This window comes from Lactiplantibacillus modestisalitolerans (assembly GCF_005405425.1).
GTDB lineage: Bacteria > Bacillota > Bacilli > Lactobacillales > Lactobacillaceae > Lactiplantibacillus > Lactiplantibacillus modestisalitolerans.
This window is the reverse complement of sequence record NZ_BJEA01000004.1, coordinates 168,483-184,161: the sequence shown is the minus strand read 5'-3', so window position 1 is coordinate 184,161 and position 15,679 is coordinate 168,483. Positions and strand designations below refer to the sequence as shown.

The following is a 15,679-nucleotide window of genomic DNA, read 5'->3' as shown; positions in this document are numbered from 1 at the left end:
GGTGAAAATTGATAATGTGGTTAAAATGATTGTTCAGCGCTACGGGACTGCCGACCCGTTTATAATCGCTGATAAGCTAAATGTGCAGGTTGAATGGTCAACGCTTGGTCCACACCCGCTTGGTAAAACAATCTATGACGGACATAGTCCAATCGTCTTACTAAATAGCCGAATCAAGCATAAACCGATTCGCAACTTTACGATGGGCCACGAATTGGGCCACGTCATCTTGCAAGAAGATTTGGTTGGATACTACACAACTAACCGGCATGGGCACTCAAAACTGGAAACAGAAGCGGATAAATTTTCGGTAGCATTAATGGGGCTACTTTTTATAGAAGACAACAACCGGGTGCCGGGGTCATATCAAGAACTAGCATATCAATACGGGGTGCCGCTAAAGGGGTAAATTTTGGAGGAGATTAAATGAGTACTTTTATAACACTTTTAATTTTGGCTAGCCTTCTGGCGGCCGCTTACTTTTTCGTTCGCTGGCTACTGGGAAAACTTCGTCACACCGGTACGAAGCGCTATCTGCGCAGTATGTGGCTGTCGCTTTTGGCGATGGTCGTACTAACTATGGTTCTTGGGACAGCCTTCCCTGCTGAAAAAACCACGAGCGAAGCCGACACCGCCAAAACTAACACTAGCAAGCGGGCTAGCAGCAAAAAATCAAGTAGCAAAAAGCGAACTGCATCGTCCTATAAAAGCAAAACTAAAGCCAAGAATTCAGCAGACACTAAGCAGTCGAAGGTTAAACACACCGAGAAAAAAGCCAGCAGCAAAGAATCGAAGAAAAAATCTGAATCCCAAAAAAAGACCTACGATTTTAGCAAGATCAAGCTTGGCATGACTAAATCTGAAATCGTTAAAATCATCGGCAAGCCTGATAGCGATATATCCGGTAACTTATCATACGGTGATGATTACTTGGCACTAAACGACGACGGCAAACTATTTAGCGGGTCGCCAGATTCAATCCAGAAACAAATCGACGCCAAAAACAAGGCTAAAAAAGAATCGTCCAGCAATAAGGCCGACCAGCTAAAATCATTCGCTAAGGCTTTTGGTCAAAAAGACGTGCAGACCTTGCAAAAGTATGTCGGTTCGGCTTACTCATCAACTGAAACTCCAGACGGCATGGCTTACGGCTGGAAGACCGACTACGGCATGCTGTACCGGCTAGATGATAGCAGTACGGGTATTACTCACGTATATAAAGACGGTTTGGGTGACAAAGGCACCGAACTTTACGCGGGCCAAACTATCAAAACTAAACCTAAGTACTACTACCATACGGTTTACTAAGGAGGTAACTAAAATGGGAATGTTCTCAAAAAAGAAAGAAATGTTTATCACGACAGAGCGCACGCCGGCGGGTTATGAATCGCTTGGCCTTGTCACGGGCATCGGCGCAGACTCTAGCAAAAAAAGACTTTGCCACTGCTAAAGAAGCTATACAAAAAGCTGCTACCGAGTTAGGAGCGACAGCGATTGCAAACTTTAAATTGTCTACCACCTCAAGCTATGTTGGTTCGGACAAATTAATCGCCTATGGCGAGGCAATCAAACCGAAATAGCACGGCAAACCCGGCAACGGGTTTTCTTTTACAGCTTAACCGAACAGACGTTCACAGGAGGGAAAATATGGAGAAACGAGTTGGAATCTATGTACGGGTGTCCACCGAGTGGCAAGCCGATGAAGGCTACTCAATCGGTGAGCAAACCGACAAACTAAAGAAATTTTGCGAAATCAAGGAGTGGAACGTGTATAAGGTCTACACCGACGGCGGGTTCTCGGGATCTAACCTAAAACGCCCCGGTGTGGAGATGCTGATACACGACATCAAGGCACACGAAATCGACACGGTACTGGTTTATAAACTCGACCGGCTGTCACGGTCACAAAAAGACACCCTGTATCTTATCGAAGACGTCTTCAACGCTAACAGCGTGGCCTTCATCAGCTTAAACGAGAATTTTGACACCTCCACCCCATTTGGTAAAGCGATGATAGGTATCTTATCTGTCTTTGCACAACTGGAACGCGAGCAAATCACCGAACGTATGCAAATGGGCCGGATTGGGCGCGCCAAGGCCGGCTACTACAACGGTGGTGGCAGTCCTATTTTTGGCTACGATTACGTGGACGGTATGCTTAAAATCAACCCGCTTCAGAGTCAAGTCGTGAAAGAAATGTTTGAAGACTACAAGGCGGGTGTGTCCCTTAACGGCCTGACAAGAAAGCTTAACTTGGAAGGCCACATCGGCAAAGAGACCGCGTGGAGTTACAGAACCGTTAGATACGTTTTGGATAATTCAACTTACACCGGCAAAGTTAGCTATAAAGGGGTTGATTATGATGGACTACAAACGCCTATCATCTCGCAAGAACTTTTTGACACGGTGCAAAAAGAACTAAAGCGGCGTCAAACGGTAGCGGCTGCCAAATTTAACAACCCACGGCCGTTTAGATCTAAGTACATGCTTAGCGGCCTTTTACGCTGTGGAAAGTGCGGAAACGTTTTTGAAACTCGAAAAAGTATGGTCAAAGACAATTCACGTCTTAGCAGTCGCGTAAGGTATGCTTGTCGGTCAAGGCATCCTAGCCACTCTACTCCGGACGCGCAGCATGTAGTCAAACCTTGCACATCATCGACTTATTCGGCTATAGAACTGGAGGACAAGGTGTTGGCACGCATCGGTCAGCTTGCTAAGCACCCAGAACGTGTACGTAAGCTGTTTGAAGGCAACTCACATAAGATTAACCCGCAACCGCTAAAAGACCGCCAAAAACAAATCGACGGCCAAATTGAGCGGTTTATGAACTTGTACGGCATTGGCGGTATCTCGATGGATGCTCTGAACTCACGAATCCAGAAGCTGAATGACGAGAAAGAAAAATTAGCCCAAAAACTCCGCTCGGTTAATCGAGATGTGAGCGCGCCCGTGACTGCGATGCAAAAAGCCCTCGATAAAGCACCCGCCGTCATCGCCAGCGCCGACTATCAAGAACAAACTAAGTTGGTCCGCACCTTGATAAAAAAGATAGTGCTCAACGATAATCGTATGCTCATAGAATGGAATTTGAAATGGTAGCTTTTTGCTGGAATTCTTGCGAGTTTTAGAGATGACCATTTCGATCAGCGTAAACCCTTTATGCATCGTCGTTGTCGTTGGCTTTAAAACGCGTTTCATTAACGTTGTCATTTTAATAACTCCCCCATTGTTTGATACATCGGTAGTAACATGTTTAAATACAAGCCGATAACGCTCCCGGCAATAATGACGAAAAGTGTTGGCTGAATCCAGCCAATCATCCGATTTAGTTCATTAATCAAGCGCTCGTATTGAATGGCAGCCAGATAAAGCAGCGCTTGGCCTAGTTCCGGCTGCGCGTCCGCCTTTTGGATTAAAACCGCCAGCTCCGCGGGTAATAGTGGATCACTTTGGACAATGTCGCGCAAGGCAACGCCCGCTAATAACTGCTGCTCAACGAACTGACCCTGCTGATGCAGTAACGCTTGCGGCTTAAACTGGCGGCTCACCTCACAGATTCCCCGTAGTCCGAGGCCACTGCTTAAGAGCATCCCCGTGTTAAACGTTAAATAGTAGTGACAATACAACCGGGCTAAGCGGCCAATGACTGGTAGCCGAACCAGCCATAAAAAGCGGCGGCGGACTGGTAAGCGATAAAGGTAGTAGCTTAGGGCCCCGCCGGCCACCACTGCTAACCCACCAAGCCCCAACAGTCCTAGCTGCAGGGCTGCGGTATTTGGACTGGGTGCAGCTGGCGTCGGTTCCATCTGCCCAAAATTAGGTAAAATGGCAACCTTGATCACGGCCATGATCAATCCTAAAATCACAATTAAGATCAGCGGGTATTGTAGTAACCGCCGGACCTGCTTCACTTGCTTGACGCGCGTTCGCATCAGTTGACTAGCCTTAATTAACGTCGCCATGAGTTGGCCGTGGGTTTCAGCAATCAATAGTTGATAATATAAATCTACGGCAACGTACGGTTGCAGGGCGTCCGCCAAGCCTTCCCCGGCAGCCAACTGCTGACAAGCCGGCTTTAAACACTGAAAGGCCGTCCCCCGAACGTCAATCACAAATTGCAACGCGTCTCGTAACGAAAACCCGTTCTTCAATAAATCGGCTAACGTCTCAAACAGCGTTGCCTGGGCCTCAACTTTCAATCGTTTAGGCTTCCTTAAGCTTCGTCGCCGTGGCAGGCGTAAAACGCCCAGCTGCCAATTGTTCATCGATCAATCGCCCCCATTGCGGTGTCATCAACCGCGCCGCATTCGAATGAAGTGGCTGCGGCATTTCCAATACGTCAAATAGCGTCCCCATCCGCCCGTCCGTCAACGGCACTAAGCGTTGGTAACTCGCAGCCGTCAACGCTTCCTGAAGCGTCTCCACTGGGACCCCGAGTTGCGCCAACCGGGCTGCAATGCCGTAAACTCCGCGGGCGTGAATCGTACTCAACACCAAGTGCCCGCTCAGTGCCGCCTGAACCGCAATTTGGGCGGTTTGCGCGTCCCGAATTTCACCAATCATAAACACGTCCGGATGGTGGCGCAGTCCCACCTTTAATAACGCCGGGTAAGTCATCTCGGCGAGCGGATTAACTTGCAACTGTAAAAATTCTGGTTCATATATTTCAACTGGATCTTCAATCGTCATCACCAGTTGCTGACCGCTCAATTGGCGAACGAGGTCGTACATCGTCGACGTCTTCCCCGAGCCCATCGGCCCCGCAAATAGGATCAAGCCGCTCCGGTTTAAGCACGCCGCTAATTGTTGGCGTTGCGCCGGCACCACGTAGTTTAGGCCGCTCACTTTAGCTTCGTAGAGCAACCGAATGACCAGCGATTCCCGGTCTAAAAAGTCGCCAACCGCCGAAATCCGCAAGTTGAGCGTTTGCGGCCCAATGGTGACGGTCATTGCACCTAGCTGGGGCCGGCGGTGATCACTAATTGCCATGTTACTGTTGTACTTAATGTGGTTGATCAACTGTTGCGCATTGACGGCCGTTAGCGTTTCAACCGCGCGTAATTGACCACCCGCCTGCCAACAAATTTGATAGCCTTCCGAACTCGGGAGCCAATACACGTCGCTTGCGCGTGCGTCCATGGCCGCTTCTAAAATGGTGTTTAACTGTGCTTCAATCGTCATTGAAATCCCCCTTTCACCTATTACTTGCGCTGAAAGGGCAGTTTTCCGTTAATTTAGGCAAAAAAAATGAGACCGTGACAGTAGTCATAGTCTCTTGGGTGTTGCCTCATGTTAATCGCCGAAACGTGCCCCAAAAATCAGCCGGCTCCGCTCACCAGCTAACCGCCTTTTGGCACCCGCTTGTTTTAATTTGGCAAGTTTCCTTAAAATTTAGTCCGTTGTGACTTGGTCAGCCGCGGCAATTTCAGCATAGGTTGGAATGGACGGTTGGGCCCCCAACTTTTGAACTGCCAAGGACGACGCCCGGTTCGATAACCGCACCGCTTCAGCTAAATTACTAAAGTCCGGCTTTAAAACTGAACTTAACGCGCCGATAAACGTATCTCCCGCCGCCGTCGTGTCCACCGCGCGCACCCGGTACGCCGGGACAAAACCATGTTCTTGACCGCGCATCCAAAACGCACCCTTGCTCCCAACGGTAATGATAACGTTGGCAACACCGAGCGCCTGCAACTTATGAGCACCTTCAACCATGCTGGCCTCATCGGTGACGTGCACCCCGGTCAGCGTTTCCGTCTCCGTTTCATTCGGGACGATTAAGTCGGTCACCGCTAACAATTCAGCTGGAACTGCCGTTGTAGCGGGCGCCGGGTTCAAAATTGTCCGGCAGTTGGCTGCGTGCGCAAGTTCAAACCCATGAATAGTGGCAGCGAGCGGTGTTTCGAACTGTGCCACTAAGAAATCACTCGCCGCAATGACTTGCTTCGCCGCGTCCACGTCAGCGGGCGTGACCTGTTGATTGGTTCCCCCATCAATTAAAATCCGGTTTTCACTGCTCTGATCCAGTAAAATAAACGCAGTACCGGTATTGGCCGCGTTACTATGTTGAACGTATTGATCATCAACGCCACTGTCCGTTAGCTGGCGCACCATGAAGTTCCCTTCACGATCCTGGCCGACCTTCCCAATAAACGTCGTTTCAGCACCAGCCCGGGAAGCGGCAATCGCTTGATTGGCGCCCTTGCCGCCACCAGCGACACTCTTCCCCGCTAGCGGTAACGTCTCACCCGGTTTGGGAAACCGTTTAAAGCGTAAAATCGTATCAACATTTAAACTTCCTAATACGGTTACTTTATTCATAAGTTTTCGTCCCTTCAGTCTTTCCACTGGTTCAATTTTAGCAAATCCCCCCGGGGGCTGCACCCGTTTTAGCCCAATAATTTCCTAAGAATTCATTTTTTTAATAAAAGCCCGCTTAACCGCTAGCCTAAAAAAAAGCCCGCCGACCGCAATGCGATCAACGGACCCGTTTAGGTCAACTTAGTCTTCGTCTGGATAGTTAGCCGCTTCGTAAACTTCTGAAACGTCGTCGTTATCTTCTAATTCGTCGATTAAGTGTTGTAATTTATCCACTTTATCAGCGGGCACGTCGGTCAAGTTTTCTGGAATCATGGTCAATTCGGCCGTTTCCAACTTGTAACCGTTAGCTTCCAAGGCATCCCGAACCGCAGCCAATTGCTTTGGATCCGTATAAATTTCGAATGCTTCGTCGCTAGATTGAAGATCGTCACCACCAGCATCCAACACGTCCATTAACATCGTGTCTTCGTCGGTATCGAGGTCTTCCCGTTTGATAACGATGTAACCCTTACGGTCAAACATGTAACTAACGGCACCGGTTGCGGCTAACGAGCCCCCAGAGTGGGTGAACGCTGAACGAACCGCAGCGGCCGTCCGGTTTTTGTTATCGGTCAATGCGTGAACCAGAACGGCAATCCCACCAGGACCGTAGCCTTCGTAGGTCACTTCTTCGTAGTTTTCCGCACCGGAGCCACTACCTTTATCAACCGCCCGTTTAATATTGTCTTTAGGCATGTTGGCAGCTTTGGCCTTATCCATTACTAACCGCAATTGAGCGTTAGAATCTGGATCAGGACCCCCGGCTTTAACAGCCATGTAAAGTTCACGGGAAATCTTTTGGAAAATCTTCCCACGTTTAGCATCTTGGGCGTTTTTACGTCCCTGAATGTTATGCCATTTTGAATGTCCTGACATGTGTGACTCCTTCTTTCTTTTTATATAGTCGATTGATGATAAAACATACGCTAAGTATAATAGCAAAAAAAACGAGTAATTTCAAGGCTTAGGCCCGAGGATCCGAAAAGATGGTAACCGGTTCCCTGCCAGTCCTAGGGCCGTAAGTAAGCGTAGCCCTGTTCCTGAAGTTCAATGATCCGAACGACCCCCGCGGGCACCACTTGAACCGTTGCTGGTAATTGTTGCGCCGTCAAGTGATGGCTGGCTAACGCGTTGGCACACGCGTCCACCTCAACCTGCGGTAACTGCGTTAATAACGGTTGCCACGCACCAGTTATCAAACTAGTAATCGCCGGACCATTAACGACCACCACGACGGTACTGGTCGGGCGCGCTTTCAGGAAATTTTTAACGTTACCGATGGCTAAAGCAACTTTAGCAACTTCGTCAACGTGCACAACGATTTGGCTCATGCCGGCGTCCCTTCTAACCATTTAATTTCGAGTCCGCGCAGATAATGATAACTTTCCAGCATATTCCGACAAGTGGCGTCGGTTGCATCCGGCACCTCGTAAATCATCGAGGCACCCGGATTCAGTAACGGCAAGACCCGGTTCCAATCAACCCGACCGCGACCAAGCGGCAAGCTATCATGCTGTTGTCCCATTGAATCCACTAAATGATAATGCTGAATGAGTGGCCGCAGCCGTTTCAGTGTCAGCGCGGTTAAGTCCATATCGCCGTGCAGTCCAATGAAGACGTGGCTAACATCACAGACGAGTGGCCACTGGTGCTGAATAATTTGTTCGTCCAGTTGCGGATCCCCGTACATGAAGCTAGGGGTGATCCCGTTTTCAATCATGACCCGACCATGGCCGGCCGCAATCAACTGATCCAACCGGTTAAACACGGTCTCCCTAGCGGCGGCTAAGGACGGATACTCACTAATCAACTGCTGCGTCTCCTGACCACCATAGCCCCCGTGAACCAAAAGTTTGGCGCCCGTCTCATAAGCCAAGTCAATCAACTGGTCTGTTGAGCGTTGTAAAAATTGATACGCTTCCGGTTGCCGCACCGGGTCCAAAAGCTGATCTAGATGCCGCCCTTGATACTGCATTGGGTGGTGAATAATCACGTTGGGCGTCACGGAGCGCTGAACAAAGGTCACCGCCTGCTTAAACTTCTTAAACGCTTCCCCCTCTAGATCCGTGGCCTGCGTATAAAATTCAAAAAATTCGGGCCGGTACCGCAGGCGATCAAGTAACTGTTCGGTCGCTGCCCCGGCTTTTAATCCCAAGCGAACCTTCCCCGGACGATCTGGTAACTCTAATTTTGCCATGCTTGCCATCCTTTCAAACGGTTCGAACGAAAAAGGTTCAGAACCAGTGTTCTGAACCTAGTATACCGCGAAACGATTTTGCTCGCAGTAGCAATTCAATTAACCTAAGCGAATTAATCTTCGACCTTAGTTGAGTCACGACGGACGATCCCGTATGGTAACGTAACGGTCTTTTCGTCCAATTCCTTATCATTCATTAACTTCGTCAGCATCCGCATCGCAACCGCACCAATATCATACAGTGGTTGCGTAATCGACGTAATGGCTGGGCGGGTAATCTGGGTAATAATCGTGTTATTGCTGGTAATCACTTCCAAATCATCCGGTACCTTTACGCCCGATTCAACGCTAGCGTTAATGATACCAGCAGCCATTTCATCGTCACCAACGAAAACGGCGGTTGCGCCACTATCCGCAATCACCGGTTGTAACTTCGTACCGGCATCGTAGGAATAACCTGCTTCGTAAACCAAACTATCATCGTATGGTAATTTAGCTTTATTCAGGGCGCGCTTATAACCGGTTAGCCGGTATTCGGCGTTAATTGATTGGGATAAAGAACCTAAAGCTAACGCAATCTTAGTGTGACCGCGGTTAATCAAGTTCGTAACCGCCTCTTCAACGGCCGCTGCGTAATCGATATTAACACTCGGTGTATCACCTTGTGGATCAACCGTCCCAGCTAACACGACCGGCGCCTTCGCCCGCTTAAATTCTGCCCGTAGTTTATCATCAATGTGGTTCCCCATGAAAATAACCCCATCGACTTGCTTAGCCATCAACGTGTTCAACACGTTCACTTCTTGTTCACCAGCATCATCACTATTAGTTAGGATAATGTTGTACTTGTACATCATCGCAATGTCGTCAATTCCGCGGGCCAACGAAGCGAAGTAAATGTTGGTCACGTCTGGAATAATCACCCCAACCGTTGTTGAGCGCTTACTTGCTAAGCCCCGCGCAACTGCGTTTGGCCGGTAATCCAACCGTTCAATAACGGCTAAAACCTTTTTACGGGTGGCCGGCTTAACGTTTGGGTTCCCGTTGACAACCCGTGAAACCGTCGCCATTGAAACTGCCGCTTCCCGCGCGACATCATAAATCGTAACTGTCTGTTTTTCCATGTAAAATAGCCCTTTCTTACCTGATATCATATGTTTTCATTCGTTTTCATGCAACATCACCCAATATAGCAAAATTACGGTCCCGTTGCAACTTAAGAAAGCATTTGAAATCGCTTTCATGAAAATAATAACCTACTTGTTTTCAAAAAGCAAGATTTAACAACGCTTCAGCCGATTTTTTCATTTTTCGGATTCACAGCTTTTTTTAAGAAAGAGCGCTATACTGGTATATATAACCAATTAAGGAGTGATTCAAGTGGCAGATGCTACGAAACTAGAACAAGTCCGTCAGTGGACCGCGGAACACCAGCTGGACGTAACTTACGTCAGCAATTTTCACACGATTTCATATTTAACGGGGTTTGAAAGCAACCCCTACGAGCGGACCCTCGCCCTCTTCATTTTCGCCGATGCCGATCCGTTCCTCTTTGCACCCGCACTCGAAGTCGAAGCCATTAAAGACATGGGCTGGCCGTACCAAGTATTCGGCTACATGGACCACGAAGATCCCTACGCCCTGATTGCCGAACACGTTCGTGCTAGTTGCGCCCACCCAACAAAGTGGGCCTTAGAAGAAGGTAACCTGACTCTTGACCGCTTCCAAGCACTCAAGGCCCAATTTCCTGAGGCCCAGTTCACGCAGGACCTCTCACCCTACATCCAACAATTACGGCTCGTTAAAACGCCGGACGAATTAAAGAAGTTAGACATTGCTGGGCAGTGGGCGGATTTCGCATTTGAACAAGGATTTGCTGCCGTTAAGGCTGGGCGGACCGAACAACAAATTGCGGCCGAATTACAATACGCTTTAATGAAAAAGGGCATTATGGAAATGAGCTTTGGAACACTCGTTCAAGCCGGCGAACACGCTGCTAATCCCCACGGCGCCACTAACGAAACTAAGGTTAAACCAAACGAATTAGTGCTGTTTGACCTCGGTGTCATGTACGAAGGCTACGCTTCCGACGCTTCCCGGACGATTGCTTATGGTCAGCCAACCGCTAAGCAAAAAGAAATTTACGACGTTTGTCTGGAAGCCCAGTTAACGACCCAGGCGGCCGTTAAGCCAGGAATGGCGGCCGAAGACGTTGATAAAATTGCCCGTGACATTATCACTAAAGCGGGCTATGGCGAATACTTTATTCACCGTTTAGGCCACGGGATCGGTCAAACTGACCACGAATTTCCATCAATGATGGCCGGCAATAAGATGCCATTAGTTGAAGGTATGTGCTTCTCCATCGAACCCGGCATCTACATCCCAGGCGTTGCCGGTGTGCGCATTGAAGACTGCGGGGTTGTTACCAAGGACGGCTTCAAGCCATTCACCCACACCCCTAAGGAACTTAAAATCTTAGACTAACCTCTAAAAAGACAGCAACGCTCCCGACCGAAAATTCAGTCGGGAGCGTTTTTGTTAACCTTTTTGGCTGATTGAAACGTGTTCGGACCAGCTGACCTCTGCGCCTGCTACACTAAGGCGTCATCGCATAATCCGCGCCAACGCCTTAGCTAGGCATTACCCAAGGTCAAACCGCTGGTCCTCACACTCTACGGCAAATCATTCCCCGCCGCAAAGTACGTATCGTACCACTCTTGGCGCGTCAACTGCACGTCCGCGCCTGTCATACTTTCCTTTAAGTGCTGCGGGTTCATCGATCCTAAAATCACTTGCATATTAGCCGGGTGCCGCAAAATCCATGCCGTCGCAATCGCATTCTTGGTCACACCATACTTGTCCGCCAGCGCCTGCAATTGCTTATTCAATTCCGGGAACTTCGGGTTGTCAATGAAGGTTCCCGCAAACATCCCGTACTGGTACGGCGACCAAGCTTGAATCGTCATCCCATGCAGCCGTGAATACTCAATGATTTCACCATCGCGATTTACACTCGCCGCATCCTGCATATTAGTATGCAGGCCAAACTGGATTGGCCCCGTATGCATGACCCCAAACTGCAACTGGTTAATCATTAACTTTTGACCAAGTGCTGCTTGCAACATCGCAACCTGCATCGGGTTAAAGTTCGACACCCCAAAGTGACGCACTTTCCCGGCCGTCTGTAATTCATCAAAAGCCGCCGCCACGTCGTCTAGTTCCATCAATGGATCCGGCCGGTGCAGCAAAAAGCTATCCAGGTAATCCACCTGCATTCGTTGTAAAATACCGTCCACCGTTTTAATCAGGTGTGCCTTGGAAAAATCGTAGCGCTGACCAAAGACCAGCTCACCCTTACTCCGCTTTGGATCCAGGACGATGCCGCCCTTAGATTGAATCCAAAAATCATCCCGGTGTAAACCAGACCGTTTTAACGCTTGCCCAAAAACGGTCTCTGATTGGCCATTACCATAAATGTCCGCACTATCGATAAAATCAACCCCGTGCTCATGAACCGTGTTTAAAACGCCGGCAGCCTGATCAGGATTGAGCCGAACCATCCGCATGATTCCCAGTGCAACCGCCGAAACCGACTGACTGGTTGCGCCTAATTGAATTGTCTTCATTTAGTTTTCACCCTCGTTTAAACTTTTTTCGTTACAAGTCTACGGTACTCGTCTTTACGGTCACAGACAACTAAAGCTCCCCGTTTGGATGGTTTTCAAGTAAACAAAAGAACTTTCGGATCCACGATCCGAAAGTTCTTTGATTACTTGAATTATGCTTCAGAATCAGTCGTTGCTGAATCAGCGGCTGAATCCGCTGCACTCGTTGCCGAATCGGCTTCACTAGCAGCACTCGTTGCATCGCTAAACGCAGCACTACCATCAATGACGATATCGCCTTCATCATCATCCGCATCCTGTTCATCTTCGACCTGGGCGAGTTCCGTGCGAAGACTATCCGTTGCCCGGTCCAAACTGGACGTAAAGGTTTCGTCACCGGCGCCCTTAGTTGCTTGGTACTGCTCCGCAAAGTCCGCAACTTTCCGCTTAGCTTCTTCAAATTCTTCGCTAGCAACGTCCCGAAAATCCGCGGTTGCATCGTTCGCGTAGAACGCGTAATCGATGGCCCGATCTTTGAAAGCGGCTAATCCGGCCTGCGCCTTAGCGGCTAATTCCGCTTTTTTTTCGTCAGATAACTTGGTGGCAACGGCAGCAATGGCACTTGCCCCAACGGCTAATCCAAATAAGAATCCCTTTTTTGACATCGTTAAGACTCCTCACTATTTTTTTTTGACCGACGGTTCCGATAGACATCGAAGGCGGCTTTACCAACCTTACCGGCGCTCGTAAACTTACTACGCTTCTGGTTATTATGACCAACCTTCGCAGTTAACTCCCGGGTCGCCGCGTTCAGATCCGAAACGCTTTGACCTAAGTCACCCATCGCTTGGAATGCCGGGTCAATTGACGCGACCTTGCCATTAACATCTTTTAATAATTCATTGGCGTTTGCCATAATTTTTTCCGTTTGGTGTGATAAGGCATCGACATCATCCGTGATGGTGTTTAAACTTCGGTTGACTTCCCCCATCGTTTTCGTAATCCGCATCAGGAAAATCCCGATGAAGCAGACTAACAGTAAAAACGCAATGGCGGCAATGATCCCCGCAACGTGTGTAATCATCCGTAATTTCCTCCTTCAACTGCCTCTATATTAGAACTAGCATAGCATTGTCTTAATTAAATCGCAATTATAAAAGTGCTTACAACTTAGACTAACCGCGAATTCACACCAATTGTCATTGGACTTGTGGGGCGCGCTTCTGCTACACTAATTAACAGACTATTAGACGAAGGTGAACACATGACTTTTCCAACGATGTTAGCCGTCGATACCCCAACCAAGCAAGTGTCCGTATGGATGAAACTGGTGCAAAAAATCGATTGGCAACAAATTATCATCGACATTGGTGGTAAGATTATTGAAATTATTCTCTTTATTTTGTTGTTCTGGATCATTGACCGCGTCGGTAAGCGCCTGATCCACCATATTTTTATCACGAACGCCCGAACGAGCGATACGGCCAGTAACCGGATCTCAACGATCTACACGTTGACGCTTAACATTTACCATTACGTCATCATGTTTTTTGGCATTTACGCCGTTCTCTCCGTACTTGGCGTCCCGGTTGGAACCCTGATTGCCAGTGCCGGAATCTTCAGTGTGGCCCTCGGTCTTGGTGCCCAAGGCTTTGTGAGTGACATCGTTACTGGTTTCTTCATCTTATTGGAAGACCAGATTGACGTCGGCGACTACGTTCAAATCGAAACCGTTGAGGGAACCGTCTCCGCAATTGGCTTGCGAACGACCCAAATTACAAGCCCGGACGGCACGTTAAACTTCGTCCCCAACCGCAAAATCATGATCATTAGTAATCAGTCCCGCAACGACATGCGGGTCCTGATTGACTTGTACGTGACCACCGCCACGCCCATTCAACAATTAACTGAAGCGGTCAAGGACGTCAACCGCAAGCTCGTACCTCAGTATCCCGATATTATTGGTGAACCCGACATTCAGGGGGTCACCACGCAAACCGACGGGACGCTCGTTTTTCGGGTTCAGTTTTACGTTAAAAACGGAATGCAATTTGCCATTCAACGCGACTTTCTCGCCGCTTACTTGGCAGCTGCTAAAGCAGCTAACATTCAGTTACCCTCGACCCGCTTAAATTTAACACCTAATCATTAACAAAAAATAAGAGTGTGCCAAAAGTCGGTTAGCTGGTGAGCATTAACGACGTAAGGCGAATAATCCTGGGCTTGGATTGTTTGACTTACGGGGTTAAGCGGAGCCAGCTGACTTTTGGCGCACGTTTCGGCTATTAACATGAGTCAATACACAATGAGGCTGTGACATAAGTCACAGCCTCATTTTTACGTTGATTTAAGCTTAAGCTTGCCGTAACGCATTGCGATGCGTCAAAAAGCCGGTCATCGCGTCAACCCCGCGCATAATTGCGTCGGTATGCGGAACCATTTTTTCTGAGTGCAACGAGTACGGACTATCGACTCCCAACCAGAACATCGTTCCGGGAATCTGATGGATCAGATAACCAAAATCTTCACCGGTCATCGCCGGTTGCGTTTCAATGAAGTTGACCCCGTCGGCACGTTGCATGTAATCAATAAAGTCCGCCGTGATCGCATCGTTGTTCTCAACCGGGTAGTACCCGCCCTGGTTCAGCTTCAAATCAATATCACAATCGTAAGCCAGCGCAATCCCTTCCGTAATGGTCCGGACCCGCCGTTGAATCAGCAAGTTCATGTCCTGCGTCAACGCCCGAATCGTCCCATCAATTTGGGCCTCACCAGCAATCACGTTACCAATGGTCCCTGCCGTGAAGTGGCCCAACGTGACCACGCCACTTTGAATGGGATCCACGTTACGAGCAACGATCGTTTGCAACTGTTGAACTAGCGCCGAACCGGCAACCACCATGTCATGAGCCTGATGGGGATAAGCGGCGTGACCGCTCTTCCCGGTTAAGTGGGCGTGAATTTCACAAGTTCCCGCAAACAAAGTCCCCATGCGGCAACCAATGGCACCGGTTGGTAAATTCGGATTGTCATGAAAGGCAAAGATTTCGTCCGGCCGCCAATCCCCGTCGAGTGCGCCACTTTGGAACAAGCGCATCCCACCGGAGGCATTTTCTTCGGCCGGTTGAAAGATGAAAATCATATCCGTCGTTGGCTGATTTTCAGCAAAATAACTCAGAATCCCCAGTGCCACCGACATATGAATATCATGACCGCAAGCGTGCATCTTACCAGGATGCTTCGACGCAAACGGCAACCCGGTTTGCTCAGTCACCGGCAGGCCGTCAATATCGGTCCGGTAGCCGATGCGGTAATCGTGCTGCTGACCGCTAACCTTGACTAAAATCGCCGTCGGGACACTCGCAACCCGCTTAACCGTTAACCAGTCCTGGGGCATGGCCGCAATCAGCTTTAACAAGTAGGCTTGCGTTTCGTGTTCTTCTAACCCGAGTTCCGGAATTTGATGTAAATGTTGATAAATTGGAATTAATTCGGCTTCCCGTAACGCCATCTT

The 15,679-nt window shown here is 48.9% G+C and carries 17 protein-coding genes; 6 read left to right on the top strand and 11 right to left on the bottom strand.

Translation table 11 applies throughout. The annotated features are described in order from the left end of the window. Window position 1: 1 nt before the first annotated feature. The 4 genes from FFM79_RS03580 to FFM79_RS03570 all read left to right on the top strand — a co-directional run bounded on the left by FFM79_RS03580 (window position 2) and on the right by FFM79_RS03570 (window position 3,099). Entirely contained in the window at window positions 2-409 is a 408-nt protein-coding gene (locus FFM79_RS03580) for an ImmA/IrrE family metallo-endopeptidase (protein WP_225424367.1), read from the top strand. A 17-nt stretch (window positions 410-426) separates the two neighbouring features. Continuing rightward, window positions 427-1,308 (top strand): hypothetical protein, encoded by an 882-nt coding sequence (locus FFM79_RS03575; protein ID WP_137642097.1) that lies wholly within the window; start codon window positions 427-429, stop codon window positions 1,306-1,308. Window positions 1,309-1,321: 13 nt separating this feature from the next. Continuing rightward, on the top strand, window positions 1,322-1,450 hold the full coding sequence (locus FFM79_RS12795; protein ID WP_263854449.1) for a hypothetical protein: 129 nt from the start codon (window positions 1,322-1,324) through the stop codon (window positions 1,448-1,450). Window positions 1,451-1,647: 197 nt separating this feature from the next. Beyond that, complete coding sequence (locus FFM79_RS03570) at window positions 1,648-3,099, top strand: recombinase family protein (RefSeq protein ID WP_137642096.1); 1,452 nt, start codon at window positions 1,648-1,650, stop codon at window positions 3,097-3,099. A 107-nt stretch (window positions 3,100-3,206) separates the two neighbouring features. Here FFM79_RS03570 and FFM79_RS03565 read toward each other — a convergent pair whose 3' ends face one another. The 7 genes from FFM79_RS03565 to ccpA all read right to left on the bottom strand — a co-directional run bounded on the left by FFM79_RS03565 (window position 3,207) and on the right by ccpA (window position 9,681). After that, window positions 3,207-4,199 (bottom strand): type II secretion system F family protein, encoded by a 993-nt coding sequence (locus FFM79_RS03565; protein WP_225424366.1) that lies wholly within the window; start codon window positions 4,197-4,199, stop codon window positions 3,207-3,209. Window positions 4,200-4,203: 4 nt separating this feature from the next. Then, window positions 4,204-5,181 carry a competence type IV pilus ATPase ComGA gene (comGA, locus tag FFM79_RS03560; protein ID WP_137642094.1) on the bottom strand — a complete coding sequence of 326 codons (978 nt, stop codon included), beginning with the start codon at window positions 5,179-5,181 and terminating at the stop codon, window positions 4,204-4,206. 210 nt (window positions 5,182-5,391) lie between these two features. Beyond that, the gene (gene rbsK, locus FFM79_RS03555; protein WP_137642093.1) at window positions 5,392-6,321 is read right to left on the bottom strand and encodes a ribokinase; all 930 of its coding nucleotides are present in this window, start codon (window positions 6,319-6,321) and stop codon (window positions 5,392-5,394) included. 180 nt (window positions 6,322-6,501) lie between these two features. Further along, the gene (locus FFM79_RS03550; RefSeq protein ID WP_137642092.1) at window positions 6,502-7,236 is read right to left on the bottom strand and encodes a YebC/PmpR family DNA-binding transcriptional regulator; all 735 of its coding nucleotides are present in this window, start codon (window positions 7,234-7,236) and stop codon (window positions 6,502-6,504) included. A gap of 134 nt (window positions 7,237-7,370) precedes the next feature. After that, complete coding sequence (locus tag FFM79_RS03545; RefSeq protein ID WP_137642091.1) at window positions 7,371-7,691, bottom strand: DsrE family protein; 321 nt, start codon at window positions 7,689-7,691, stop codon at window positions 7,371-7,373. Continuing rightward, window positions 7,688-8,557, bottom strand: coding sequence for a sugar phosphate isomerase/epimerase family protein (locus tag FFM79_RS03540; RefSeq protein WP_137642090.1), 870 nt, complete (start codon window positions 8,555-8,557; stop codon window positions 7,688-7,690). The genes FFM79_RS03545 and FFM79_RS03540 overlap by 4 nt, the downstream gene beginning before the upstream one ends. A 113-nt stretch (window positions 8,558-8,670) precedes the next feature. Beyond that, entirely contained in the window at window positions 8,671-9,681 is a 1,011-nt protein-coding gene (gene ccpA / locus FFM79_RS03535; protein WP_137642089.1) for a catabolite control protein A, read from the bottom strand. Window positions 9,682-9,937: 256 nt separating this feature from the next. Between ccpA and FFM79_RS03530 the strand changes: the two genes are divergently transcribed. Further along, window positions 9,938-11,044 (top strand): M24 family metallopeptidase, encoded by a 1,107-nt coding sequence (locus tag FFM79_RS03530; protein ID WP_137642088.1) that lies wholly within the window; start codon window positions 9,938-9,940, stop codon window positions 11,042-11,044. A gap of 188 nt (window positions 11,045-11,232) precedes the next feature. Here FFM79_RS03530 and FFM79_RS03525 read toward each other — a convergent pair whose 3' ends face one another. The 3 genes from FFM79_RS03525 to FFM79_RS03515 form a co-directional block, all read right to left on the bottom strand. Then, on the bottom strand, window positions 11,233-12,186 hold the full coding sequence (locus FFM79_RS03525) for an aldo/keto reductase (RefSeq protein WP_137642087.1): 954 nt from the start codon (window positions 12,184-12,186) through the stop codon (window positions 11,233-11,235). 152 nt (window positions 12,187-12,338) lie between these two features. Continuing rightward, complete coding sequence (locus FFM79_RS03520) at window positions 12,339-12,830, bottom strand: YtxH domain-containing protein (RefSeq protein WP_137642086.1); 492 nt, start codon at window positions 12,828-12,830, stop codon at window positions 12,339-12,341. Window positions 12,831-12,832: 2 nt separating this feature from the next. Then, entirely contained in the window at window positions 12,833-13,249 is a 417-nt protein-coding gene (locus tag FFM79_RS03515; RefSeq protein ID WP_137642085.1) for a DUF948 domain-containing protein, read from the bottom strand. A gap of 180 nt (window positions 13,250-13,429) precedes the next feature. On the opposite strand from FFM79_RS03515, the gene FFM79_RS03510 reads away from it, so the two are divergent. Beyond that, window positions 13,430-14,317: a mechanosensitive ion channel family protein gene (locus FFM79_RS03510; RefSeq protein ID WP_137642084.1), complete on the top strand. Its 888-nt coding sequence runs from the start codon at window positions 13,430-13,432 to the stop codon at window positions 14,315-14,317. Window positions 14,318-14,518: 201 nt separating this feature from the next. Here the strand turns inward: FFM79_RS03510 and FFM79_RS03505 are convergent, their stop codons facing one another. Continuing rightward, window positions 14,519-15,676, bottom strand: a complete 1,158-nt coding sequence (locus FFM79_RS03505) for an N-acetyldiaminopimelate deacetylase (RefSeq protein WP_137642083.1) — start codon at window positions 15,674-15,676, stop codon at window positions 14,519-14,521. Window positions 15,677-15,679: the final 3 nt, after the last annotated feature.

Bases quoted from the DNA above. Each gene is read 5' to 3' on its own strand.
- FFM79_RS03515 (WP_137642085.1), bottom strand. From the start codon at position 13,249: ATGATTACACACGTTGCGGGGATCATTGCCGCCATTGCGTTTTTACTG.
- FFM79_RS03550 (WP_137642092.1), bottom strand. From the start codon at position 7,236: ATGTCAGGACATTCAAAATGGCATAACATTCAGGGACGTAAAAACGCC.
- FFM79_RS03570 (WP_137642096.1), top strand. From the start codon at position 1,648: ATGGAGAAACGAGTTGGAATCTATGTACGGGTGTCCACCGAGTGGCAA.
- FFM79_RS03525 (WP_137642087.1), bottom strand. From the start codon at position 12,186: ATGAAGACAATTCAATTAGGCGCAACCAGTCAGTCGGTTTCGGCGGTT.
- FFM79_RS03540 (WP_137642090.1), bottom strand. From the start codon at position 8,557: ATGGCAAAATTAGAGTTACCAGATCGTCCGGGGAAGGTTCGCTTGGGA.
- rbsK (WP_137642093.1), bottom strand. From the start codon at position 6,321: ATGAATAAAGTAACCGTATTAGGAAGTTTAAATGTTGATACGATTTTA.
- FFM79_RS03505 (WP_137642083.1), bottom strand. From the start codon at position 15,676: ATGGCGTTACGGGAAGCCGAATTAATTCCAATTTATCAACATTTACAT.
- FFM79_RS03510 (WP_137642084.1), top strand. From the start codon at position 13,430: ATGACTTTTCCAACGATGTTAGCCGTCGATACCCCAACCAAGCAAGTG.
- FFM79_RS12795 (WP_263854449.1), top strand. From the start codon at position 1,322: ATGGGAATGTTCTCAAAAAAGAAAGAAATGTTTATCACGACAGAGCGC.
- FFM79_RS03575 (WP_137642097.1), top strand. From the start codon at position 427: ATGAGTACTTTTATAACACTTTTAATTTTGGCTAGCCTTCTGGCGGCC.
- comGA (WP_137642094.1), bottom strand. From the start codon at position 5,181: ATGACGATTGAAGCACAGTTAAACACCATTTTAGAAGCGGCCATGGAC.
- FFM79_RS03545 (WP_137642091.1), bottom strand. From the start codon at position 7,691: ATGAGCCAAATCGTTGTGCACGTTGACGAAGTTGCTAAAGTTGCTTTA.
- ccpA (WP_137642089.1), bottom strand. From the start codon at position 9,681: ATGGAAAAACAGACAGTTACGATTTATGATGTCGCGCGGGAAGCGGCA.
- FFM79_RS03520 (WP_137642086.1), bottom strand. From the start codon at position 12,830: ATGTCAAAAAAGGGATTCTTATTTGGATTAGCCGTTGGGGCAAGTGCC.